Source organism: Chitinophaga sp. (assembly GCF_017745275.1).
GTDB lineage: Bacteria > Bacteroidota > Bacteroidia > Chitinophagales > Chitinophagaceae > Chitinophaga.
Genome location: NZ_JAGHZS010000001.1, coordinates 951,382 through 976,105 on the forward strand (window position 1 = coordinate 951,382; position 24,724 = coordinate 976,105).

At 46.0% G+C, this 24,724-nt stretch carries 21 protein-coding genes; 9 read left to right on the top strand and 12 right to left on the bottom strand.

Features of this window, described 5'->3' with window-relative positions; all coding sequences use genetic code 11:
- Positions 1 to 7: 7 nt before the first annotated feature.
- A complete protein-coding gene (hisD, locus tag J7623_RS03765) occupies positions 8 to 1,288 on the bottom strand; it encodes a histidinol dehydrogenase (RefSeq protein WP_291917293.1) in 1,281 nt (426 codons plus the stop codon).
- The gene (hisG, locus tag J7623_RS03770; RefSeq protein ID WP_291917295.1) at positions 1,288 to 2,142 is read right to left on the bottom strand and encodes an ATP phosphoribosyltransferase; all 855 of its coding nucleotides are present in this window, start codon (positions 2,140 to 2,142) and stop codon (positions 1,288 to 1,290) included. The genes hisD and hisG overlap by 1 nt, the downstream gene beginning before the upstream one ends.
- A 485-nt stretch (positions 2,143 to 2,627) precedes the next feature.
- Between hisG and umuD the strand changes: the two genes are divergently transcribed.
- The 5 genes from umuD to J7623_RS03795 all read left to right on the top strand — a co-directional run bounded on the left by umuD (position 2,628) and on the right by J7623_RS03795 (position 6,491).
- A complete protein-coding gene (gene umuD, locus J7623_RS03775; protein ID WP_291917297.1) occupies positions 2,628 to 3,047 on the top strand; it encodes a translesion error-prone DNA polymerase V autoproteolytic subunit in 420 nt (139 codons plus the stop codon).
- 11 nt (positions 3,048 to 3,058) lie between these two features.
- Positions 3,059 to 3,553, top strand: a complete 495-nt coding sequence (locus tag J7623_RS03780; protein WP_291917299.1) for a hypothetical protein — start codon at positions 3,059 to 3,061, stop codon at positions 3,551 to 3,553.
- A gap of 6 nt (positions 3,554 to 3,559) precedes the next feature.
- Positions 3,560 to 4,315, top strand: a complete 756-nt coding sequence (locus J7623_RS03785) for an SOS response-associated peptidase family protein (RefSeq protein ID WP_291917301.1) — start codon at positions 3,560 to 3,562, stop codon at positions 4,313 to 4,315.
- Between the two features lie 164 nt (positions 4,316 to 4,479).
- Positions 4,480 to 5,481 (top strand): TlpA disulfide reductase family protein, encoded by a 1,002-nt coding sequence (locus J7623_RS03790; protein WP_291917303.1) that lies wholly within the window; start codon positions 4,480 to 4,482, stop codon positions 5,479 to 5,481.
- Between the two features lie 11 nt (positions 5,482 to 5,492).
- The gene (locus J7623_RS03795) at positions 5,493 to 6,491 is read left to right on the top strand and encodes a hypothetical protein (RefSeq protein ID WP_291917305.1); all 999 of its coding nucleotides are present in this window, start codon (positions 5,493 to 5,495) and stop codon (positions 6,489 to 6,491) included.
- Between the two features lie 75 nt (positions 6,492 to 6,566).
- Here the strand turns inward: J7623_RS03795 and J7623_RS03800 are convergent, their stop codons facing one another.
- Genes J7623_RS03800 through J7623_RS03815 form a run of 4 tightly spaced genes read right to left on the bottom strand, consistent with a single transcriptional unit; the run spans position 6,567 to position 13,996 of the window.
- Positions 6,567 to 7,904 (bottom strand): alkaline phosphatase family protein, encoded by a 1,338-nt coding sequence (locus J7623_RS03800; RefSeq protein WP_291917307.1) that lies wholly within the window; start codon positions 7,902 to 7,904, stop codon positions 6,567 to 6,569.
- Between the two features lie 18 nt (positions 7,905 to 7,922).
- The gene (locus J7623_RS03805; RefSeq protein ID WP_291917309.1) at positions 7,923 to 9,659 is read right to left on the bottom strand and encodes a RagB/SusD family nutrient uptake outer membrane protein; all 1,737 of its coding nucleotides are present in this window, start codon (positions 9,657 to 9,659) and stop codon (positions 7,923 to 7,925) included.
- A gap of 18 nt (positions 9,660 to 9,677) precedes the next feature.
- Complete coding sequence (locus J7623_RS03810; RefSeq protein ID WP_291917312.1) at positions 9,678 to 13,007, bottom strand: TonB-dependent receptor; 3,330 nt, start codon at positions 13,005 to 13,007, stop codon at positions 9,678 to 9,680.
- Positions 13,008 to 13,024: 17 nt separating this feature from the next.
- Positions 13,025 to 13,996 (bottom strand): FecR domain-containing protein, encoded by a 972-nt coding sequence (locus J7623_RS03815; protein ID WP_291917315.1) that lies wholly within the window; start codon positions 13,994 to 13,996, stop codon positions 13,025 to 13,027.
- A 201-nt stretch (positions 13,997 to 14,197) separates the two neighbouring features.
- On the opposite strand from J7623_RS03815, the gene J7623_RS03820 reads away from it, so the two are divergent.
- Both J7623_RS03820 and J7623_RS03825 read left to right on the top strand, forming a co-directional pair.
- Positions 14,198 to 14,755, top strand: a complete 558-nt coding sequence (locus J7623_RS03820) for an RNA polymerase sigma-70 factor (RefSeq protein WP_291917316.1) — start codon at positions 14,198 to 14,200, stop codon at positions 14,753 to 14,755.
- Between the two features lie 143 nt (positions 14,756 to 14,898).
- Positions 14,899 to 15,882: a hypothetical protein gene (locus tag J7623_RS03825; RefSeq protein WP_291917318.1), complete on the top strand. Its 984-nt coding sequence runs from the start codon at positions 14,899 to 14,901 to the stop codon at positions 15,880 to 15,882.
- On the opposite strand, the gene J7623_RS03830 is transcribed toward J7623_RS03825, so the two are convergent.
- Both J7623_RS03830 and J7623_RS03835 read right to left on the bottom strand, forming a co-directional pair.
- Positions 15,872 to 16,306 (bottom strand): DUF4267 domain-containing protein, encoded by a 435-nt coding sequence (locus tag J7623_RS03830; RefSeq protein ID WP_291917320.1) that lies wholly within the window; start codon positions 16,304 to 16,306, stop codon positions 15,872 to 15,874. The two genes, J7623_RS03825 and J7623_RS03830, sit on opposite strands and share 11 nt — an antisense overlap.
- 63 nt (positions 16,307 to 16,369) lie before the next feature.
- Complete coding sequence (locus J7623_RS03835) at positions 16,370 to 16,948, bottom strand: Crp/Fnr family transcriptional regulator (protein ID WP_291917323.1); 579 nt, start codon at positions 16,946 to 16,948, stop codon at positions 16,370 to 16,372.
- 171 nt (positions 16,949 to 17,119) lie between these two features.
- On the opposite strand from J7623_RS03835, the gene J7623_RS03840 reads away from it, so the two are divergent.
- The gene (locus J7623_RS03840) at positions 17,120 to 19,813 is read left to right on the top strand and encodes a histidine kinase (RefSeq protein WP_291917324.1); all 2,694 of its coding nucleotides are present in this window, start codon (positions 17,120 to 17,122) and stop codon (positions 19,811 to 19,813) included.
- Positions 19,810 to 20,559, top strand: a complete 750-nt coding sequence (locus J7623_RS03845) for a LytTR family DNA-binding domain-containing protein (protein WP_291917326.1) — start codon at positions 19,810 to 19,812, stop codon at positions 20,557 to 20,559. Before J7623_RS03840 ends, J7623_RS03845 begins: the two co-directional genes overlap by 4 nt.
- Before the next feature lie 2 nt (positions 20,560 to 20,561).
- Here J7623_RS03845 and J7623_RS03850 read toward each other — a convergent pair whose 3' ends face one another.
- The 4 genes from J7623_RS03850 to J7623_RS03865 all read right to left on the bottom strand — a co-directional run bounded on the left by J7623_RS03850 (position 20,562) and on the right by J7623_RS03865 (position 24,719).
- Positions 20,562 to 21,008, bottom strand: a complete 447-nt coding sequence (locus tag J7623_RS03850; RefSeq protein ID WP_291917329.1) for a hypothetical protein — start codon at positions 21,006 to 21,008, stop codon at positions 20,562 to 20,564.
- A 160-nt stretch (positions 21,009 to 21,168) separates the two neighbouring features.
- Positions 21,169 to 22,203 carry an isoaspartyl peptidase/L-asparaginase family protein gene (locus tag J7623_RS03855; protein WP_291917331.1) on the bottom strand — a complete coding sequence of 345 codons (1,035 nt, stop codon included), beginning with the start codon at positions 22,201 to 22,203 and terminating at the stop codon, positions 21,169 to 21,171.
- 22 nt (positions 22,204 to 22,225) lie between these two features.
- Positions 22,226 to 23,269: a cyanophycinase gene (locus J7623_RS03860; protein ID WP_291917333.1), complete on the bottom strand. Its 1,044-nt coding sequence runs from the start codon at positions 23,267 to 23,269 to the stop codon at positions 22,226 to 22,228.
- Between the two features lie 55 nt (positions 23,270 to 23,324).
- Positions 23,325 to 24,719, bottom strand: coding sequence for a RagB/SusD family nutrient uptake outer membrane protein (locus J7623_RS03865; protein WP_291917336.1), 1,395 nt, complete (start codon positions 24,717 to 24,719; stop codon positions 23,325 to 23,327).
- Between the last annotated feature and the right edge of the window lie 5 nt (positions 24,720 to 24,724).

Here is a 24,724-nt window from a genome sequence, read left to right on the forward strand (position 1 = left end):
TTGTTATTTAAACGCCGGTATTCTCCAGCTGTTGCAATCTTACGGTAACGGCATTTTTATGTGCTTCCAATCCTTCTGCTGCCGCCATGGCTTCAATAGTGGCGCCAATGTTTTGCAGTCCTTCCGGAGCAATTTGCTGGAACGTAATTTTCTTCACAAAACTATCCAGCGACACGCCGCTATATGCCCGCGCATAGCCATTTGTAGGCAGCGTATGGTTAGTACCGGAAGCATAGTCGCCCGCACTTTCCGGTGTATAATTTCCCATGAAAACGGATCCCGCATCAGTGACTTTATCCGCGATATTTTCTGCGCCGTTGCAGGCCAGGATCAGGTGTTCCGGCGCATAGGCGTTGAGCATATCCATAGCGGTATCCATGTCTTTCACCAGGATCATTTTACTATTTTCCAGCGCGGCAGTAGCAATACCTTTGCGGGGTAACTGCTCCAGCTGTGCATTCAGCGCATTGGTAACATCCGTCAATACTTTTTCACTGGTGGTGACCAATACTACCTGGCTATCGGGTCCATGCTCTGCCTGGGATAAGAGGTCGGCTGCCACAAAATCAGGCACACAGTTCTCATCCGCCAGCACGGCCACTTCTGAAGGACCAGCAGGCATATCAATCGCTACACCGCTTTTATTTACCAGTTGCTTGGCACAGGTTACATATTGGTTACCGGGGCCAAATATTTTATACACCTGGGGCACTGTTTCCGTACCGTAGGCCATAGCGCCAATGGCTTGTACACCCCCAATAGTAAATACTTTTCCAATACCTACCAGTTGCGCCGTATATAAAATAGCAGGATGCAGTGAAGGCGTACAGAGTACAATTTCCTTACAACCGGCTATCATAGCGGGTATACCGAGCATCAGGATGGTAGAAAACAGCGGTGCGGAGCCACCGGGGATATATAATCCTACCTTTTGAATTGCCACTGGTTTACGCCAGCACTGTACCCCCGGCATCGTTTCAATCACCTGTACTTTTTCCTGCTGTGCGCGATGGAAGGTAGTGATGTTTTTTGCAGCCTGCTGAATAGCAGCTTTCAGCGCGGGTTCCAGCGTAGCTTCGGCCTGTGCAAAAGCAGTTGCTGGCACCTGTATATTTTCCAGCGTGATTTTATCAAATTCCGCTGCAAACTTTCTGATGGCCTGGTCGCCGTTGATACGCACTTCCTGCAGGATATCATTCACTTTTTTTTCCAATGCAGAAGTATCCATTACAGGGCGTTGCAACAATGTGCTCCAGGTGCTTTTATCGGGGAATCTCGTTGTTTGCATCAGATCACCATTTTTTCGATAGGCACTACCAGGATACCTTGTGCACCGGCAGCTTTGAGGCTTTCGATGATATCCCAGAATTCATTCTCATTCAGTACAGAGTGCACAGAACTCCAGCCTGCTTCTGCCAATGGCAATACTGTCGGGCTTTTCATACCGGGCAGTAAGCCGATGATTTCATTCAGTTTATCATTAGGCGCATTGAGCAGCACATATTTATTATTCTTCGCTTTTCTCACTGCCTGAATACGGAATAATAATTTGTCGAGCAACAGCTGCTGTTCCGGTTTCAGGTCGTGGCAAGCGGCCAGTACGGCTTCTGACTTCAAGACGGTTTCTACTTCTTTCAATCCATTCATGAACAGGGTAGAGCCGCTGCTGACGAGGTCACAGATGGCATCTGCCAATCCAATACCAGGTGCAATTTCCACAGATCCGCTGATTTCATGAATTTCTGCGGTGATACCGTTGCGTTGCAGGAATTCTTCCACTATTACGGGATAGCTGGTAGCAATTCTTTTGTTTTGCAGGTCTTTCACGCCGGTGTAATCCACTGATTTTTCTACGGCCATAGAAAGGCGGCATTTTCCGAAGCCCAGCTTCTGAACAATGTTCACCTGCTTTTGTTTTTCCAGCACTACATTTTCTCCTACAATTCCTATATCTGCTACGCCATCTTCAATGTATTGAGGAATATCATCATCACGCAGGAAGAATACTTCCAGCGGAAAGTTCGCCGCCTCTGTTTTCAGCTTATTCACGCCGTTGTTAATGTCGATACCGCATTCCTTCAATAGTTTGATGGAGTCATCGTGCAGGCGGCCGGATTTCTGGATTGCAATTTTCAATTTCATCCTGGATAATAAATAAAAAAGGGGCTTACCTCTTCGGTAAGCCCCTGTTGATGATTTAATATAGTGATATACACATTATCATCCCAGCCTACCGCGTTGGTAAGAAATGATGGTGATGATGGATATGTATGTTTGTGTTCATAATTCGAGTGCAAAAATAGGAAGTAAAACGAGAAATCAAAGGTTTTTTTTGGATTAGTGCGGAAATTTAAATATAAGCACTTATACATAAGGACTGATATAAGTGCCGATATCAGGAAGAAAACGAAGATGTTTTGCAGCCGTATTACCAACTAAACTTTCCTCTCCAAAAAAATCTCACTGCGCCTGTTTTAGCACTCATTTCCCCTACTTCACTGATCTGCTGCAACTTAGTTCCACGCCCATTTTCATCGTTTGTAAATGATCTGTTAATTGATTTTTTAAACTAATAATTTTAGCTTTATTTTGCTAATATTATTAGTATTTATTAAAACGATAGTTATATGGAAGCATTGAAAATGAGCGGATTGAATATAACCCTGCCCTTCTTTAACACCAGCATCCCCGCAGGGTTCCCCGCCCCCGCCCTGGATTACCAGGAAGAAGAAATTGATCTTTCCCGTATTCTGCAACCCAACCCCGCCACCTCCTTTATTATACGGGTAAAAGGAGACAGCATGGCCGAAGCCAATATTCCCGATGGCTGCATGGCTGTGGTAGACCGCTCTATCCGCCCCGGTACCGGCGATATTGTAGTGGCCGCACTGAATGGAGAATATACCGTGAAACGATTGGTGAAAGCCGGCCGTAACTGGGTATTACATCCCGAAAATCCGTTTTATAAACCCATCATCATCACGGAAGATGCCGATTTCCAGGTGTGGGGCGTAGTTACCTCCGTGATTGTAGACATGCGTAAATAAAATTGATCGTTATGCACAATCCATTGGCACTATTATCAGGAGAACTGGTTACTGCCCTGCTGGAAAACGGCTTTACGCTGTTTGTCCGCCAAAGCTATGCCGCCGGCAGAACAAACACGGATATTCACATCCGGGAAGTATTCCTGATCACACCTTATAAAGATATCGGCGAAGCCAATATGCACTTTCAGCATATCCGTTTTGACAGCCGCAAATATATCTACCAGGCGCATCATCCGGAAGAAATAGCAAAATTGTACAAGGCTGCCTCACAGCCTGCCGGCTATAAAGTATATGCATCCCTGTTACAGCAGGAAGTATGGCAGCCGCCACTGATAATGGATCCGGCGGTAAGAAGATATATTTCCCGCAAAACCACCTGGCGGCCCGACAAGGAAGAAGCCGTACAGGCGGAGTTATTCCTGCATTACGGCGAATTGTATTTTACCCTGAAGTATGGAGATGAGGAAATAAAAGTACCTTTATCGGAGATAGACTACGACTAATTCATTATGTGTTACGATATCGCGTTTACTGCCAACATAGAAAGTATTTATAAATATTTGCCACAACTGCAGGCCGCCGGGAACCTGGATATCGACTTCGATACCACCTGGCATAAGATAGGGATGTCGTACCCACAATGGCCGGTGATCACACAACACAATGGATTAAAGCTGGAGAAGTATACCTGGGGTCCTATCCCTAAAATGCTGGACACTATTGATAAAGTAAAAAGACAGCGGCAATTATTCCTGAATGCCCGTAGTGAAAAAGTACTGGAAAATGGAACACTATGGAATGCCATCCGGCATCAGCGCTGCCTGGTACCTGCTACCGGCTTCTTTGAATACCGGCAAATCAGCGGCTGGAAGAATAAAGTAGCCTATTATATCAAGTCGAAAGAGCAGGACGTTTTTTTTATCGCCGGATTATGGGCCTTATCCAACTCCTGGGATGTGGATAAACCCGCCCGTATCCCCACATTCACGCTGCTAACACGAAATGCCAATCCACTGATGGCGCAAATCCATAATGGTGGCGACAATGCAGGCAGAATGCCAATGATGCTGACCAACGAACTTGCACAGGAATGGATTCAGCCATCTCTTACGGATACGGGTATACGTGAGATATTACAATATGAATTGCCTGCCAGGGAACTGGATTACTGGCCGGTAAACTCCGTGCGCAAAGTGAAACCCGACGATGCGTCTGTTATTGCCCCCGCAGTATATGAAGGGTTACCCGCCCTCCAGGCATATTAACCCCATGCACTACTAACCCTGCTGCTAAAACAACTCCTATCCCTTTGATGGCAGGCCATCACCCGATTGGTTTACCCATAATAAAACAGCTATTTTAAAAGTATTTCCGGTTGCGCTTCACCCTTTATGCATAGTGCGTTGTCTAGTAATAAAAGCGCACAAATATGATCAAAATAGCGAATAGCGTCTGTTGCTTACTGCTACTGCTCCTGCTACGACTGCCAGGCCTCGCACAGGGCTTCGAAATCAAGGGCTCCGTGAAGGATGTTAAGTACGGCAAAGTCCAGCTACTGGCGTTGGAAGACGATAAAGTGATACTGGCGGAAGCCGCTATCAAAGGTCATCAGTTCATTATTAAGGGAAAAGTGGATTATCCGCAACCGGCGAAGCTCATCATCAACGGTATTTCTTCGTTTGTTTTCCTTCAGAATACCCGCTATCAAATAGCAACAAATTATTTCGGATTGAATGGCAAACAATTAAAAGGCGGCCTGCTGAATGATCAGTACCAGTACTACCTGCAGGACATGACCAACCCTTCCAATCCCGACCGCACCCTGGAGTTCCTGGCTAAATATCCCGATACCGAAGTAGGTGCTTTCCTGGCTAACTATTGGGGAAAATATCCTTATTCCCGTGTGAAGTCCATGCTGGATGCCATGGGCCCTAACGCCCGTAAATCATGGTACGGTAAATTAGTGACACAACGGGAAGAAGTGATGTCCAAATCACAACCCGGTCGTGTAGTACCGGATTTCAAAGCCCTGGGCGTAAACACCGGCGATACCGTTAATTACAACCGCTTCCGCGGCAAAGTGCTGATGCTGGATTTCTGGGCTTCGTGGTGTCATCCCTGCCGCATGGAAATACCACATCTCAAAAAAGTATATGAGGCTTATCATGGAAAAGGCGTGGAAATTCTCAGCATTTCTGTAGATGCAGTAGATGCTGCCTGGAAAAAAGCGTTGGGCCAGGAACAAATGCCATGGACGCAGGCACGCGACCCCAGAGGATTTGAGGAAGATGGTTTCCGCAAAGTATTTGGGTTCGGCTTCGTTCCTTTTGCCGTCATCATCAACGCGGATGGCACCGTATACAATGTATGGGACCGCACCGGAAAACCATTGGAACAATTGCTGGATGAAGCATTGGCACAAACCAAATAAAAAAGAGATTCATGAAATATACTTTCCTGTTAGGGCTGTTTGGGTGCTGGAGTATCTCTGCCACCGCACAGCAGGTACCAAAACATACCAGCTTAGCTGATCAACTGAAAACCATCCAAAAAATAGTGGCCGAGGGCGCTAACGATAGCGTCGCCGCCAGCAAAGCAGCGATTCAGTTATTACCGCAACTGGACCTCGATAATCCGGCGTTAGCGGCTTTAAGTAATAATAATGCGAGCCCCCGCGTTGATGGTGTTTCGCAGGTACACAGCCTTTCTGCAAAAACTAATGACAACGCCATCAACAATTACATCGATGGATTCTTTAAAATACGTAGTCTCGCAGGAGTAGCCAATGGTTTCGACAGCGACAATGTGATGCGGTTAAAGTATGTGTTATATAACGTACAGAATGACCAAGTAAGATGGGCTTACTACAAACGTGTGGCTACCGAGCAAACGGGGCTTACTGAAGAAGATGCCACGCTGAACGCACTCAATGGAGATCTCACAAATGTTGTCCCTACACACCAGCGGCATAAATACGACTCCCTGTTACAACTCTGGCGCAATGTACGCCAGGGAGAACTGGTACCTGTTTTTACTTTGTATGATGATCACGGCGGCCAACTGATAACCAATACCAAAAATGAAAAAGAATGGGTTATCCAGGTGTATGTACCTACGGATACTGCCAGCATGCGCATCTACAAAAATTTCTGCGCCCTGGCTCAGCAATTTGAGAAAGATACCAATTTCATTTTTATGGGAATTAACCTGCAGCCAGGCACACCCACTGCGGGTACATTACCACAATATCATTTGAAATCAAAAGATATATCCGAATTCCGCCGCCTGTTTGCTATACGCGGAAACGCCCGCTGCATGGCTATACGGAACGGTTATTTCCAGATGGCCAGTATCCCGGATAATATTCCTGAAGATATGCTGACCATGTTGATAAAGTACAATTCCAACCTGCATTATCCATTGAAACAACACGAAGAATAAACTTCCGCCTTCTATAAATAAAAGAGGGGTGGTATCTATTACAGATACCATCCCCTTTTTTTATACCGCTTATTATTATTTTCCCAATACCCCTACCGGTACTTTCCCATCAGTATGCTCCAGTGATACCCCCAGCAACATTGCTACTACCGGTGCTACATCTGTTACACTCATCTCTTTCACATGACCGCCTTTGTTGATCCCGGCACCAAAGGCTACAAAGCCGGTTTGTATCTCTTTAAAATCAGGGTAATATCCATGAGTACCTCCTTTGGCAGCCTTTACCAGTTCCCCGGTAGCAGCGCCACCTATGGTCACGCCAGGAGCCGCCGCCAGCGCAAATGCGGCATGTGGGTTTGCCCCTGCTGTTTCCAGTTGCGCATGACTAATTATTTTAAACAACTGCTGCTCTGCCGCTGGTAAGCTTTTTAGAATGGCCAACACTTTATTGGCGGTGGCCACATCTTTCTCATCTTTCAAATGCAGGAAAGCGGCGCCGCCCGAAGCCAGGAACTGCGCTTTCCAATTGCCAGAAGACGCATTATTTAACAAGCCATTTTTAGCGAGTAAGATATTCGGAGAAAAAGTTTTGCTGATATCCACAAAACCATGATCACCGGTGACAATAACCGCAGTGTTTTCGTACATACCTGCCCGTTTGAGCGCTTCTATGATGGTGCCCAGCGCCCGGTCTGCCCCTGCAATTGCTCTTCTTACCAGCAATCCGTCACGGCCCTGTTCATGTTCATAATGGTCTGTACAGGCCAGGTGCAGCGTAGTAAACGCGGGCTTGTAGGTAGTGATCAGGTAAGCCGACATCCGGGCCACATTTTCGTCGAAGATCATTTCTTCACCTTCCATGGTGAAGTCTCTGGCGCCCAGTTTACCGGTGGCATTTTCCTGCACTTCCTGCCACAAGCCGGCAGGTGTACACCAATTAACCATGATATCGCGACGGTCCTTTTTCCCCGGCGTCCATACATCGGGAATGTTATAGTCAACAGGCGCCCCTACTGTTACCGGCCATATCACGTTGGCCGACTTCTTTCCTGCCCGGCGCACTACATCGTATAAGGTTGGTACCCGGATACTGTCGTAATTGAAATACCATATCCCACTGGCCCCTTTGGGCTCAAATGGTGCATTGTAGTATACGCCGTGTTTTGCCGGCGTTACGCCAGTGATCAGGGACGTGTGATTGGGATAGGTAACGGTGGGGAATACACTATTCACACCATCTGCGTAAGCACCCTGCTCTTTCATCATCCGCAGGTTCACCATGCCCCAGGAAGGATCTGTGTAAAACTCAGGACGGAAACCATCTATGGTAATCAGCACCACATGCTGCGCCTGCTGGGCAAAAGAAGAGAACCCTACCAGCATCAACAGCGCTATTCCTGTTATTTTCCTCATGCGATAATACTTAAAATGTTAGTTCCAAAATGGGTTTTGTTTTAATGCCGGGTTCAACGACAAATCATTATACGGGATCGGGTACAGGTATTTATAATCTTCCCATGTTCTTACAATATTCCCCAGCCAGATCAGGTTACCACTGGTACCCGCCGACAACCTGGTCTGATCACCATCAATGAGGAAATAATACACACCGGGAACCTTGGTGGCAGGCACTTTTTTCACGAAAGAAACATCCGGTTTCCCATCTTCATTTAAATCCATTAATACATCCATGGCTGGTACGTAAAGACCTACATAGGGGTTGGTCAGTAATCCACCGAGACCCCAACGCATCAGGTCATAAAAGCGGAAGCCTTCCATGATGAGCTCTATGGCGCGCTCACGGCGAACTTCCAAAAGCACAGGCACTTTCAGATTACCATAGAATTGACTTACCAGGTACGGATCAACTGTTGAAGGCATGTCGGTATTTTTTAAACCGGCCCGTTGTCTCAGGGGCTTAATAGTTGCGTTCCAATCATCTGTTGACAGGCCACCATTCAGCTCCGCTTTGGCTTCCGCCTTATTCAATAATACTTCTGCATACCGGATAATAGGAATGGAATTATTATTCTCTGCCACACCATCCGTGGCCTTCGAGTCCAGTGTAAATTTCACCGGTTGGTAACCAGTATAGGTATACGTAAAATCCGGTGCGGCCACTTGTCCTTCGCGGCTGTAATTTCCCATGCGAATGGTTTGTTGCAGGCGTAGATCGCGGTTCTTTACTTCCTCATTAAAAGGCAGGTTATCAAAACCCGGCTTGTCTGTAAAGCGGCTACCATCAATATTCAGATAGGTATCTGCAAAAGTTTTCACCAAACTGATACGGTTACCATAAGTAGCACTGGTAAAATACCAGTTGGCATCATTGAATACCCGCATGCTTTTATTACATACATAAGCCAGTATTATTTCATTAGCGCTGGGTGTTTCATTGATAAACAGGTTGCGATAATTCATAGTTGGATCGCCGGCGGTATTGAGGGTATATTGTCCACTTTTTATCACCTCGTCGGCGGCATCCAGAGAGGCTTGCAGCCATTTTTTCTCTGCAAGCTGGTTGTTGGTAGAATGATAACGGAGGAAAGTACCTTCAAACAGGCATACTCTCGACTTATAAGCCAGCGCCACCCATTTGGTAATCTGAGAACAGGTTACATCTTTCTTTGCACGGATGTTAGCACAGGCGAAATCCAGGTCTGCCAATACGCTGTCCATCACTGCAGCGCGTGGGTCACGGCCTTTATACAGCGCAGGATCATTCATCTCCAGGGGTTTTGAATACCAGGGTACGTCACCGAAACGTTTCACCTTTTCAAAGTAAAACATGGCTCTGAAAAACCTGGCCATACCGGCATAATGATTCTTCGCTTCGTCTGGAATTTTTGCCTGCCCATAATGCGCCAGGAAATAATTGATATTGCGCAGATCTGTCCAGGTCCAGCCACTGGACTGGGTTGCCGAGTATCCCCCCTTTATCAGAAAATTGTTCACATCTTTTCCTGCCATCACATCACTCATCACATCTCCCCTGATAATACTATTCCCATCAGGTAATATCTTATAAAAAGAATTGGCATACAATTGCAGGTCGGACTCTGTATTAAACGCGTTATCAGGGCTCAGTTTATCAAATGGTCTCAGGTTAAGGTCCGTCTTACAGGCCACCATCGCCAGCATCAATAACAGGTAAACACTCTTTTTCATCTTAATAAGCATTAAACATTAAAAAGTTACACTCAAACCAACGGTATATGTTTTCAGCATGGGGTAGGACATACCGTTACCGGCGCCAATACCACCTGCGTTGTTATTCAACTCCGGATCAGATCCTTCAATCACTTCAGGATCCAGCGTTTTCATGATTTTATACATAGGCGACCATGTCCACAGATTCTGACCGGTAAAGAAAACGCGTGCATTTTTCATCTTTACCTTTGATAACCATGCCTGTGGCAGGTTGTATCCTACTGTCAGGTTTTTCAGGCGGATATAGGCAACGTTCTGCACATATTTGGATTGCTGCACTGTCAACTCTGCATTGGAATTGAGTGCGGTGTAGCCTCTGAAGCGCGGGAAATATGCATCACGGTTGGTTTCTGACCAGCGTTTATCCATAATATCTTCCGGCATCCAGCTATAAGGACGATTATATTGTCCCCAGAAAAGAGAAGCATCTGTTCCGGGCCACCAGTCCCGCTTTCCGATACCCTGGAAGAAAATATCGAAGAAGAAATTATTCCAGTTGGCACTACCTGTGATACCAAATGCATAGCGGGGTTCTGTATTGCCAATGATCGCCTGGTCGCCAGGTTTCTCCACCGTACCTTCTCCCTGATCTATTTTACCATTGCCATCGAGGTCTTTGAAACGAATATCACCAGGCAGTAACAGGTTAGCATTAGATACTTTAATAAAAGATTGATCTGCGGTTCTTTTTGCCACCTCATCCTGGGTCTGGAAGTAACCATCATTCACGAAGCCCCACATATCACCTACCCGCATGCCCTTATAGTAAGTGTTGATAAGCCCCCTGGGGTTATTAAAGCGGGTAATATAAGACTGGTAGTCAGATAACACCACACCAACTGCATAGTTAAACGGTTTGTTGCTCACGTTGAACTGATCGCTCCAGTTCACAGATAACTCCCAGCCTTTGGTTTGCAGATCAGCATAATTGCCCTTGGGTACTGTTGTACCAAACACTGCAGGCACCGGCAATCCCGTGGTAAACATGTTGGTGGTATTGCGGGTATATTTATCGAAACTCAGCTTCAGGCGGTTCTTCAGGAAAGCTATGTCTACACCACCATTTAAGGTAGTCGCCTTTTCCCAGGTAAGGCCATCCGGAATCACATTGGGCTGTTGGGTATAGTCTGGTAATACACCGTTGACAGACATCTGCAGCTTGCTCACCGACATCATTTGCAGGAACTGGTAAGGACTGACATTTCCATTTCCCAGTGCGCCATAAGATGCTCTCAACTTTAAATCGCTGATGAAATTATTGGATACATTCCAGAACTTTTCCTTTGATACACGCCAGCCGGCAGAAGCAGAAGGAAAAAATCCGAACTGCTGCGATTGCGGGAATTTGGAAGAACCATCATACCGGCCATTTACTTCCAGCAAATAACGCTCATCGTAGTTATAGTTTAAGCGGAAGAAACCGCCCATGGTACGCCATTCATAACCGCCACCTGTCAACGTATAGTTCAATCCATTCATCAGGGAAAAATCAGGCATACTGGCGTTGATCATGCCATCATGCTGATAATACCTCGACTTAAACAACGTGTTTTCATAGTTATAACCTACCAGTACTTTAAAGGTATGTTTCGCAAAACGTTGTTCATAGTCGGCATAAAAGTTCATACCGGTATAAGTAGTCCGGTCGTTTTGTTCGTTCATTTTACTTTCCCCGCGTAATAATGTCTGGCCGGGCGTTTTGCTATAGGGCACCGGCGTATATAAACGGGTTTCTACGTTGGACGTATAGGCGTAGGTGAAGTCGCCGTTTACATGTAGTTTGTCATGCAAAAAAGAGGTGGTGAACCGGGAAGTATTTCTCAGTAACAACTGTGTTTGATCAGAATAGTTGTTGCCTGTTAAGAAACTACCAAATACAATAGCGGCATTTTCCGTGAGCGAACCATCCGGATTTTTCAGCATGGCCACGGGGAAAGCTTCATCGGAAATCCTTCTCCATACGGGTGTATTACTGGGATGATTCAGGATGGGAAAGAAATAAGTACGTTGGGAAAAATCGAAGTTATTTTCCAGTTTTAGCCAGTCGAAAGGCCTTACTGCTCCTTTTGCCCGTACATTATACATTTTGAATTTATCCGGGTTGTAGCGGAAAATACCATTCTGCGACATATATCTTCCGGAGAGATAATATTCTGATTTAGCATTACTGCCGGAAGCGGATAATGTTTGTTCGGTAGATGGATTCCTGTCGGCGTACAGCTCCTGCATCCAGTCGGTGTTGCCATAGTAAACGTAATTGCCGGTGGTAGGATCAGTCACTACTTTGGGCAGCGAAGGATCATCGTTGCGGCGTTTCAGTTCATCGAGATAATCGAGTGAGAAAGGGAATACGCTATTGGCTTTAGCGGGATGTGATTTATAGTCATTCCATGCGTAGTATGCTTCATCAAAATTTTTCGCCCATTCATAGCCATTTGTTACAAACTTTGGTTTAATGGTACGATCATTCAGGGAATAGTTGCTGGAATAAGTAAGTTGTGTACCGTTTTTCGCCGGGTTCCGGGTAGTGATCAACACTACGCCAAAACTACCGCGGGCGCCGTAGATCGCGGCAGAAGCGGCGTCTTTCAGCACTGACACGCTTTCAATATCGTTAGGATTGAGCAAATTAGGATCACCGGGCACACCGTCTATCAGCACCAGGGCGCTACCGCCGGCACCAATAGAAGTGGTACCCCTTACATTGTAAGTGGCACCACGGATAGGTTTTCCATCGGTCATACGAATATTCAGGTTGGGCAGCACTCCTTGTAATCCACGGGTGGCGCTGGTCATAGGCCTGTTTTCAAATACTTCTTTGCCCACCTGGTCTACCGCGCCAGTGAGGTTTACTTTCTTCTGCGTACCATAACCTACCACCACTATTTCACTTAATGCAGAAGAAGATTCTTTCAGCACTACATAAATAGATTGTTCTTTTTGCGGGTCCAGGTTTAGCTTGGTGATGACCTGTGTAACATAACCAACGTACGCCACTGTAAATACAAAGGGGCCTTGCTGGCGGGTGTTGTCAAAAGTAAAAATGCCTTTGGGATCTGTTACTGCAAAGCTTTTCAGTGTATCTGGTCCGCTTTTCAACTGTACCGAAGCGCCCGGTATCGGCTGGCCTTTTTCATCTTCAATTAAACCTTTAATCCATGTTTTCCTTTGCGCCTGTGCAGGCAGCAGGTTGATAAAAGCCATCAGTAACAGCAGGCCCAAAAATTTACTGCCCTTGTGAAACGTTGACTGCTGTTGAGGAAGGGACAAAGCTCCGCCCTTCGCTAGCAGGTAGCGATGTGTCATAATGCACAAATATTTAGTTAGTGATTTTTTTCTATACGGTAACCTGTACGTGTTGATATTATTTTTAAATCGTGCAACATCGCCATGCGATGCAGCACCTGCGACAGTGAATCTGTATCCCTGATCACACCAGAGAAAGCAATATCATTGAAAGCGGTATTGTTGCCCGTGATGTTAACATGATATTTTCCGGCAATCGTATCCAATACGGCGGATAGTGGTACCTGGTCGAAAGTAGCGGCTACACCACGCAGTGATCCAAACGCGATTGCCGGTGGTGCTGGCATTGTTTTAGTCACCGCAGCCACCAGGCTAGCTGTTCCGGTAAGCGTATTACATACCAGCTGTTGTCCCGGTTGCAGGTAACGTGTTTGATCATGCGCTTTCACCATTACCTTACCTGTGTGTAGTACTACTTTTACTTCCCGACGAACCGTGGTAATGGTAAAAGAAGTGCCCAGTGCGGTAGTAGCTACACCATTGCTGACTACGGTGAAGGGCAGCGGGGCATTTTTAGTGACATTGAAAAAGCCTTTCCCTTCCAGCAATATCAACCTGCTATTTTCTCCGAAAGGAGTAGCATAGCGGATAGTAGCATCTTTATATAGCACCACTTCTGATCCGTCCGGCAAACGCAGGGTCTTCGGCTGTTGCGTAGCATTATGAATCACGGTACTATCTGTATTGGCCGCCACTAATTTGTCCATCGTTTTTCGTGCAGGCGATGGCGTGGTTTTAAACAGCCACAGCGCACCTGCCAATAACAGGATAACCGCTGCTGCTGCCCAGCGAAGAGAGATCACCGCGGACTTCCCCTTTATGTTCCCCGCAATTACGCGGTACATCTCTTTTCTTTCGGCAGCATTAAATGCTGGCTCTCCGTCGTTCTTTTGCTGTTCGTACCAATGGTTATATTCCGCCAGCTCCGCCGCCGTGGCTGTTCCGTTAAGATATTGTTCCAGTAAATATTGCAGGCGCGAAGGCGTCATTGGTAGGTGTGTTTGTTATACTTATCACATCAACGCGCATTTACCCCCATTCTTTTTTTACTAAAAAAGTGGAATTCATATTTAGTTAACATTGGAGCAGTTGTTTACTATAAGTTAACATACAAAGCTTGTTACAGTAAATATCTTTGCCCGCAAAACCACATTCTTATCTACTCCGGCACTTACCATATATGCGATCACTTGTGGCAGCAAGCCAGAACCGGCGATACAAAAGCATTTGAGCAATTGTATGATGCTACCGTTGTAACCCTTAGTAACCACGCTTACCGGATACTAAAAGACCGCGAACAGGTAAAAGATATTATACAGGATGTATTTACCAGTTTATACCTCCGGAGAGATGAAATAGCAGCAGATGTGAATATCAGCGGTTACCTGAACAATGCCGTGAAATATAAAGTGTCAAATTTGCTGCGGAATAAACTGCTGCAGGAAAATCATCACCAGGTATTAATCAGGCAGGCTTATCAGCAGGAGGTGGTGCAACCAATACAATTAGAGCAGTCGGAATTAAAAAATCAAATTGCGCGAAGTATTAATACGTTGCCACAAAAATGCAGGGAAGTATTTATGCTGAGCTACTACGGTAATATGGGTTATAAAGCCATTGCGCAGGAAATGGGTATTTCTGTAAAAACAGTGGAAAAGCATATGAGTAAAGCATTGCAGGTATTACGCAGAGAGCTGAGAACTGCTCATCCGCTTGGCGCTTTGCTGGTGGCCATATTCATTAGCTAAAGCGCGGGTTGAGGTTTTGTTCAGGATTATGCTGATTAGAACTGATTTTTATTATTTGATTTTAGAAGATAAAAAAGAATCAGCCCAATCAGAATAATCCTGAATAACACAAAAAGCCGTTTATTTGTAGTAAATAGCGATGGATGAAACGTTTATTTTGTTGCTGTATCCTGCTCATACCCTTTTTTTCCCAGGCACAGGAATTAGTAAATTACAGGGATACATTACACAATTTTGCAGTAGGCGTACCCAAAGGATGGGATACCTGGAAAAGTACCCAGGCGCCCGCCATTAAATTTATTGCACAACGGTTGTTGGCGGACAGTACGCAAAAAGCACCGGAAAGTTTTAATGTAAGTATCCTGTCGGAACCCGCTTCCAGCCCGGATAAGATTGTAAAGAAACTATTGAACTATACTGGCCGGAACCCCTTCTTCCGGCTCATTGATTCAGGGAGTATTATCAGCAACGGCAGGCGCACCATATGGCTGGATGAAATACACCTGGAGCCGAACCGTCCCGACACCTTCTTTACCAGTATTTTCCTCTCGTATACAGATAATAAAGTGTACCTGTTGAGTGCCACTACCCTATTGCCTTTTTCCGGCGTTTATGCTCCTTTATTTCACCAGATCGGGGAATCATTCCAAACAGGAAAGGCCATACGAAAAGAGCGGCTTAAAATAGCGTTTCCGGCAACAGATAAGTGGAAGATGGTAGCAGATACGGAAGTCGATCATTTTGTGACCCGTCAATACCTGTTAGATCATGAAACACCGGAAAACTGGAGCCAGATGATTTATGCCATGACCATGGAAAATGTAAAGGTGCCGAATATTGACCAGGCCGTTAAAAGCTTTGCTGATGCGGCGATGAGCAAGTCGCCCGGAGCAAAAGTAACGGTATTGCGTAAAGAAAACCTGCCAGGTCACCGTGAGGCCTTGTTCAAGATAGAACCACCGGCAGTAACGGGAACGCCTGCTCCTGAATCCCAGCTTTATTACATCCTGCAAGGCGCCCGTTCTTTTCACGCGGTTTTCATAGCTAAAAAGGCTGCGGTTTTATCTCCCGACTATACCAAAACCTGGGGAAACATTTTCCGCCAAAGCCGGCTGATTAACGAATAGCCGGCGTTCCCACAGCGGCAAGCGAAGCGCTTGCCTTTTCAGCCCGGGGACCGTAAAACTGTATTCCAACGGCGGCGATAGCTGTCAATACAATGGCGATGATATGCGGCATGGCGGTCATTACATTACCGTGTGTGGCCTGCAACACCAGGGTCATGTCTACTATCGGAACAAAAATACCCGACAGCAATACCACCAGCAGTGCTTTCCGCATATTCAATGCTGCCAGTAAGGTAATGATGGCGCCGGAAAATAAATCACGGATCCCTTTGATATAGTGAAAGGAATAATCTCCTCCTGTATTAACATCAATGCCGAAGCCATGTTCTGCTATTTCCGGCTGCAACAGGAACTTGCAACCAATATACACCAATGTTAAACCAGATACGATAGTGAGGTACTTGAAGAAATTGTAGTGTTTCATATGTTTTGATTTTATAACACAAATTTCCTCCTTCGATGACTCAATTTCGTTCACCTGGGTTAACTAATTTCCTTTAGCTATCCGCGCTCGTATTCTGCTAAGTGATTGTGGTTTTACGCCTATATAAGAAGCAATCATGTATTGGGGTATGCGATGTTGCAACCTGCTGAACTTCTCAAAAAATTCCTGGTAACGTTCTTCCGGTGTAGCCGCATATAAAGAAGCTACCTGCTTCAGGGATTCCACAAATACGCTTTCTATAATTAACCGGCCCAGCCGATCTCCCTGTTTCAGCGTATCGTACATAAGTTGCAGGTTTTCGCGGGAAATAACCAACAACACACTTGGCTCCAGCGCCACAATACTGACGTTGGCCGGTTGCCGCGACAGGAAACTTTCATGATTGCCGAGCCATTCATTTTCGCAGGAGAAATAAGTATGCATCTCTTCGCCATCGCGGGTCATTACATAGCGTATTAATCCCTTCTCCACAAATGCTACCTGGTTAGCGACTTTCCCTTCCTGGAGAAAGTATTCATTTTTCTTCAGGCTTACCCGGTTAAACAAAGTGGGTATGAATAATTCCTCTTCTTCCGATAAATGGATCAGGTATTTAATAGACTGGATTAGTTGCTGGCTCATAGCCTATAAAAATAAATCTTTTATGTCAGCTAAAAGAGTGCTATGAAAATTATGTGTATACTGATTTCAGTTATATATTCACCGGATATTCAGTCGGCCTTACCGTTTGCTCATTGGATAAAACCCGGGCTGCTGATCCAGGTAGCTTTGGTACAATAAAATTATTGTATCATGAAAAAAACAGCCTATTTATGCTTACTGCTTATCCTGCCGCTACTGTTACGGGCACAGGATAAAACGGGATATTTTGCATTAAAACCCGGCGACTGGTTTGATATGCAAGTAACCCAGGGGACAGAAAATGGCCCATATAGTGACTTGGAGCCCACTATGCTATTTACTTCCAGGTATGTATTGCGATATTATTTGCAAACACTGTACCCCAATGGCAATCAACAATATCTAATCACACAGGAAAGAGTTGTCCGGTATTTTCCACAACGGGATGATAATTATGGATGGGCAGGATACGACAGCTATTATCCTCCCTATAAACAGGGACTGGATAAAAAACCCGCCGGCGGTTCCTTCCACCTGGAAATCACTCCCACCGGGCAAATAGTAACCCTTGTGGCAGACAAGGACCAACCACCCCCTCCCCTTCAGCTGGTTACCTACAGCCCCAAAAAAAGTATAGCCGCTGACGTTACTTACACCTACACTCCCATGCAGGCTGTAGAATTGCGCACCATAGTGGAACAGCTATTTGCACACCGCCCTTCCGAAAAAATAGTACCCATTCGTATTGCGGGTGAAAAAAAAAGCTATTCACAACTGCTCATTGCCGCTTCCTTTCCACTGACAGGTAATACCTTACTAAAAGGTATAGCACCATCACCGTCAGAAAAAACAATGAAGATTACCCTGCCGAATCTTACTATCCAGACTCCCATTAATAGCAAAGGAGAATTCTCCTGCCTTTTGCAGCTTTCAGAACCTACCCTGGGCTTTTTTAAGGGAGGGGGAACCGGAGGTGATTTTTTCATGGTGCCAGGCGATACACTTACTGTTAATGCCGGAAACCGCGCCGTGCCAATTACCTTTACCGGCAGTGCAGCAATGAATACTCAACTGGGTATGGAACTCAGTCGCCTCCTTTATGCCGGTGGGGTAAACATCAACAACGCCACCAGTCTCTCCGGTGTTTTAGCCATGCAAAACGCTGCCACCAAAGAATTCAATACATTGCTACATAATTATGAAGACAAGGCATCACCGGTAGCCCTGGATTATTACAAAACCGCCTGGCGTTACAATATCGCCAGCGACTGGCTCCTGTATCTTTATAGTCATAATTACCAGGCCGACAGCGCTTCCCTACCTTTTCAACGGCTACCCGAAGCTGTAGCCAGTGGCATTGATTATATGCCTGTGTTGTTGAACCCCTACAAAGAAAACTACTTCTACCGCTATTACCTAGGCTGGGCGTTACTTTTCCAGCAGTCACGCATCAGTATGTCTGCAGGTGGGAGTATAGTGGGCTTTTCATTTTACAAGGATTACTTTGCACTGCTTTCCTCGTTGAAAGGATATCCATTGTATTATATGCTATCTGAAGGCATCCGGAAGGAATTGAAAAGAAGAAGCTGGCAGGATAATCAACGTCTGAAACCTTATATGGAAGACTTTATCCACAATTGCGGAGATAGCAGTATGACCATTCCCATCATCAACGACTGGCAGTCAATGAATCGTTGGGCTCCAGGCAATGTGTTACCCTTCACGCAACTTCCACTTGTTAAAGGTAAAACCTACAACTTCCAAACAACTCCAGGCAAAATCACCTGCCTGATATTAAATGGTGGCGGTCCTATTGACGACAGTGTATTAGTGAATACCATTAAGCGTCATCCGGATGTGACTTTTGTATACGCTGCGATCAACGAATCTTTCCCGGTATCAAAACTTCCAATTCTCAGCCCATATTCTAACGTTACCGTCGTGGAACTGGAAAATAAAGACAAAGATAACTATGCCACCTATGGCTTTTCGGGATATGGTGAGAAAAACATAGTAATACTGGATAAATGGGGCAAAATTACAGCAGACCACATTCAAACAATAGATAATAACTGGAGTACAGTGGATGAGGCAATAGAAGCAGCTGCTAAAGTCCCCCGTGTTTCCTTCTTACAAAAATCAAATATCCTGAACATCGCAGGGTGGAGCTTCGGCTCCATTCTGTTTACCGCGCTAGTTGGTTTCTGGATATACCGCGCACGTATACGCCGCATTCGCGCCGCCGCAGCCATTCAAAGCACTATCCGGGAACTGGAAATAAAAGCCATCCGCTCACAGATGAATCCGCACTTTATTTTCAATGCACTCAACTCTATCCAGTCACTTATCAATACCTCCCAGTATAAAGCCGCTAATACTTACCTGGTGAAGTTTTCGATGTTATTGAGATATGTGCTGCAACACGCCGAAAAAAATACCCTGACACTGGAAGAAGAGTTAAATACCATCCGCCTGTACTGTGAACTGGAACAACTGCGCTTTGATTTTACTTTTAAAATAGCTATTGCAGAAGATATAGCTACTGAGTTGGTGGAGATACCCGGTATGATATTACAACCATTGGTGGAAAACGCCATCCTGCATGGCCTGGCAGCCAAAGGTAAAGCTGGTATTTTGCATATTACCGCCAAACAGGAAGACGCTACCCTTCTGATTACAGTACGAGATAATGGTAATGGCTACCATCCTTCGTCCGCTAATAACGGCCAGCATAATGGTGTAGGACTTAAACTGGTCAGGCAAAGACTAGAACTATTCAAAGTACCCGGACAAAGCGCCCGGCTGGATATCACTAACCATCACGGCACTACGGCATTACTCACGATTCCAATTGAAGCAGCATGAAAATAAAAAGTATCCTGGTAGATGATGAATACAAAAGCCGCGATAACCTGCGCGCATTGCTCACCGAATATTGCCCGGCAGTAGAAATTGTGGGAGAAGCTGATTCCGCCGCCACCGCGCTTAAGCTCATCAAACAACTGGAACCCGACCTGCTTTTTCTCGACATTGAAATGCCAGGTGGCTCCGGGTTTCAACTGCTACAATCCCTCCCCACCCACCGCAACTTCGAAGTTATTTTTGTAACCGCTTATGATCAATATGGCATTGCTGCTGTAAAAGCCTGCGCCATTGATTATGTACTAAAGCCTATTGATGTGCTGGAACTCTCCTCCGCCGTTGAAAAGGCGATGGCGCAAATTATTCCTCAACGGGAAAACCACCGGCTGCGGGAACTCATCGCCAACATCAGCAAACCCGCCGTAGAGGCCCGCATTGCGTTTCCGCTGGCAGACAAAATTGTTTTCGCCGCGCCAGAAGATATTATACGCCTCGAAGCCGCTGGAAATTACACGCATGTATACATCTCCGGACAAAAAAAATTAATTGTCTGCAAAACACTCAAGGAATATCATGACCTGCTGGCCGACAAACACTTTATCCGTACCCATCAGTCACATCTGATCAACCGACATAAAATTACCGCCCTCATAAAATCAGAAGGAGGCGCCATTGCTATGGAAGATGGCAGCCAGGTACCTATTTCCCGGCAAAGGAAAGAGGAGATCTTAAAGCAACTGATGAAATAACGTTAACGGGTATCCGCATTGTTAGCGCAATCACTTTCCGGCTGATGTACTTTTTCGAAATCCTTCTCATGATCATCATCTACAAAAACCACCGTTTCCTCCGGGGAAGAAGGAGAATATTGAATGGTCCATTCGGCGGTCCCCTTCTGCTGGTCCAGCCATTTAAAGGTATATACTGATTCCTTTCCTTTCAGCCGGTAACCACCATTTACCGGGGTGGTGCTTACAATACGGCTGTCGTTCACCTCCATCGGCAACACTTCATGAATTGCCGAATCAGTTACTTTCATTTTTCGCAAGTCCAATGCGCAGGGAATGTATATTACATAAGCATTATTAATACGGGTTACCTGGGTCCAGTTGCCTTCATAGGGTTGAGGCTGGCGCTTATTGGTACAGGCAGGTAACAACAGATACAACAGGGTTAGGGCAAATAACAATCTGGTCATGGGATAGTTAGGGTTTATATTTAAAAAGGCCCATTAAAAATATAGCATAAAGCTGAAAGCACAAAGCAAAAAGCTCTTGCAAAGAAGCAAAGGAGCAAAGAGGCTAAGGGAGAAATATCTTAGCGTCTTTGCTCCTTTGCTTCTTTGCAAGAGCTTTCTGCTATTTATAAATAGCAATTTCAATTTTACCATCTTTAGTAACAGCGCCTCTGTACATGCCTTCTGTATTAAAAGACATGGTCATGTTGCCTTGCTTATCCAATGCAATCAGGCCTCCGTCGCCACCCATATCGCCAACTTTTTTGATCACGGTATTGCCTGCCTGCTGTACAGTCAGTCCTTTATATTCCATCAGGGCAGAGAGATCATAAGCTACTACATTGCGAATATAATACTCACCCCAACCCGTACACGAAATTGCTGCGGTTTGATTATTAGCGTAAGTACCGGCGCCAATAATTGGAGAATCCCCTATGCGACCATATTTTTTGTTGGTCATACCACCAGTTGAAGTAGCGGCTGCGAGGTTACCCTGCTTATCTAACGCCACCGCACCTACGGTGCCAAATTTATAGTCTATGTTTTTGATACCCAGCTTTCCCGGATTCGTATAGGCGTTGGATTTAGCTGCAGCAATAGAGTCTTCACGCAATGCCCGTTGCAGGTCTCTCCAGCGCGACTCTGTTCTGAAATAAGCAGGGTCCACTATTTCCAGGCCTGCTTCTTTCGCAAACTTTTCTGCACCGGGGCCTACCATCATCACATGTTCCGACTTCTCCATCACCGCCCGTGCAGCACTTACCGGGTTGCGTACTGTAGTAACACCCGCTACCGCACCAGCTGCTTTGGTTTTTCCATTCATGATAGCTGCATCCAGCTCATTGCGGCCATCATGTGTAAAAACAGCGCCCTTACCTGCATTAAAAAGTGAATCATCTTCCAGTACCCTCACCGTGGCTTCTACCGCATCCAAACTGCTGCCACCACCTTTCAGCACACCATAGCCTGTTTCCAGCGCATGCTTCAGGGAAGCCTTGTAGGCCGCTTCCTTTTCCGGTGTCATATTCTTCTGCAGAATAGTACCCGCGCCACCGTGAATTACCAATACATAGGAAGATCGCTGCTGTGCTACCGCCGGTGTAAAGGCGGAGATACCCAGTATTCCCATCAATAAATAACCAAACCAACCTTTCATGTGTACATTTATTAAAACGTTATCAAATTGCTTTTTTCTTCAGTTGTCCGTTTTCTACCCACCACCAATACCAGGCGCCACCACTGGCTTTCGCGGGATCAAAGTCGGCTACAGAAAAACTGCCGTTGCCGCTGGCGCTGGCAGCTATTTCATATACCTTCAGTGCCTGGCCGCCGGCATTCCATTGCAGGGGTTGACCCTTTTCGCAAAGTTCCGGTTTTTTCAAACTATCTGTCAGGATAAAACAGGCCTTGCTTACGCCAAACACTTGCGCCATGCCATGCTCATCGATACATACCGCCGTTTTTTCATCCGGTGCAATACCTCTTGGAAAGATACCATGATCTTTGATAATACGACTCATAAACGTAACGTGGCGTCCTTCGCGGCCCCGCTTCATGTAATGCTGATCGCTGATCACAGATTGGAGATACGGTGCATGCAGGAAGTCGTTGTTGTACAAGGTAACCAACGGATCATATGGATTGGCCAGCACGGAGTCAGATACCGCGCTGCCGCCTTCTCCGCTGTAGTATAAACCACTCAGTATAGCGCATCCTGCGCTGGTACCGCCTACCGGCACCTTCTTTTCGTTTAGGAGGTAGTTGATAGCAGCATTCACTTTAGTGTTTCTCCAGTTATTCATGTAGCGCGACTGGTCCCCACCAGCGATGAAGAGCATTTCTGCGTTGCGGATAATATTGGCAACGGTATCATTGTTGGCCAGTTCACGGGTAGTAATATTGAGCGTTTCTACCGAATTCACTTTTCCGAGTGAATCGATATCATGGTTATAGCTGCCATTGCCGGAAGCGGTGAGTACCACTACATCGCCACCGCCGCTGCGTGATATCATCCATTGGAAAGCGCCGTCTACATTACCGCCGCCGCCAATCAAAACTACGCCGCCGCGTACAGGTGTAAGCACATCAGCTGTATCGCCAATGATACCAATGGATGCAGGCCGGCCGGGAATGGTGGGTACTTTAGCGGCACGTTGATAACAGGCCGTAAAACAGATAGCCGTTGCCGTTATCACCGGCAATAAGAAAATATTTTTTTTCATCTGATCATCATTACAAGTTGCCGGATATGTTGCCGGCATAGGTTATCAAATCGGGCTATTTATATTCCGGGTTTTGTTGCATGTTTTTGTTGGCCTTGGTTTCTGCATCGGGGATAGGGAATACATATCCGCGCTGGCCGGGTTTCAGCAATACGGCACCCAGGGAGTTGATAGCATCCGCCGGTTCACGCGTAACATTGAGCCCTCTCCTTCTCAGGTCAAATAAACGTTGTCCTTCAAAGGCCAGTTCTTTAAACCGCTCAGTGTAAATAGCCGTGATCAGGGCATCTTTACCGGCGAAGTTCTCCGTTGTATATCCAGTGATGCGCGCTGCACGCAAGGCGTTCAGGTCATTGGCGCCATCGCTTACGCGGTTCTTCTCTGCCAGTGCCTCTGCACGAATCAGGTACATCTCACCGGTTCTGAATAACTTAATGTCTGCCAGACCGATGTTACCATCCGGACCATAATATTTGTTAACGATGTATTTGGAAGTACCATCGCCACGGGTATCATCATAGAGAATGTAAGCAGGATAGCGTACGTCTTTGTCTTTATCAAACAGGTTAATTAGCTCAAAAGACGGCGCATAGTATACTACATCGCCATCGTAGTAAACAGCACCCACAGGATCATTCACCCCGGCCACCTGTTTCAGTTTCCAGATTACCTCTGATTGTTTGGTATCTTTCCAGATAGCAGGAAAATCAGCTGCACTGGCCAGGGGAGCTGCATCAATAGCAGCAGTAGCATAGGTGATGGCGTCATCCCATTTTTTAGCATACAGGGCCGCTCTTGCACGGATAGCGGCTACACCGGCCAACGTAATACGGGAGTTATCGTCTGCATCTGCAGGAATGAGAGTGCTGGCCAGTTGCAGGTCTTTCTCAATGGCAGTCATTACATCCCCAAAAGTATTACGGGCAGGAAAACCGATGACAGATGTATCCATGAATGGTACACCCATCGCGGCTGGTTCGTAGGCTTCCGCATAACTCTGTAATAGTTGAAAATGGCAATAAGCACGAAGCGCCAGGGCTTCGCCGCGGTACCTGTCTTTCAAAGCTATATCATTTCCCTTGGCAGGCACCCGGTTCACGGCACCCAGTACGCGATTCACGCGATCAATGGTGATGTAGTACTCCCCGAAAGAACCAGTGATAGTTGTACTGCCCGGATCTATCTGCCAGCGGTAGGAAGCCACTCCCCTACCCAAATTATTTTCACTGGGCAACGTACATTCATCGGAGAGCAGCGATACACTGTAGATGGTGTTGTAGGTTAATGCAGCGTAAGCGCCTATCAGGCCTCCATTCAGGTCGGCCACATTGCGGAAAGTTCTTTCCGGATCAATAATACTATCGGTAGGTTGCAGGTCCAGTTGCTTGTTGCAGGAGAACAATGCAAAAGGCAGTAGTATTAACAGGTATTTTATATAACGGATCGTCATGAGTT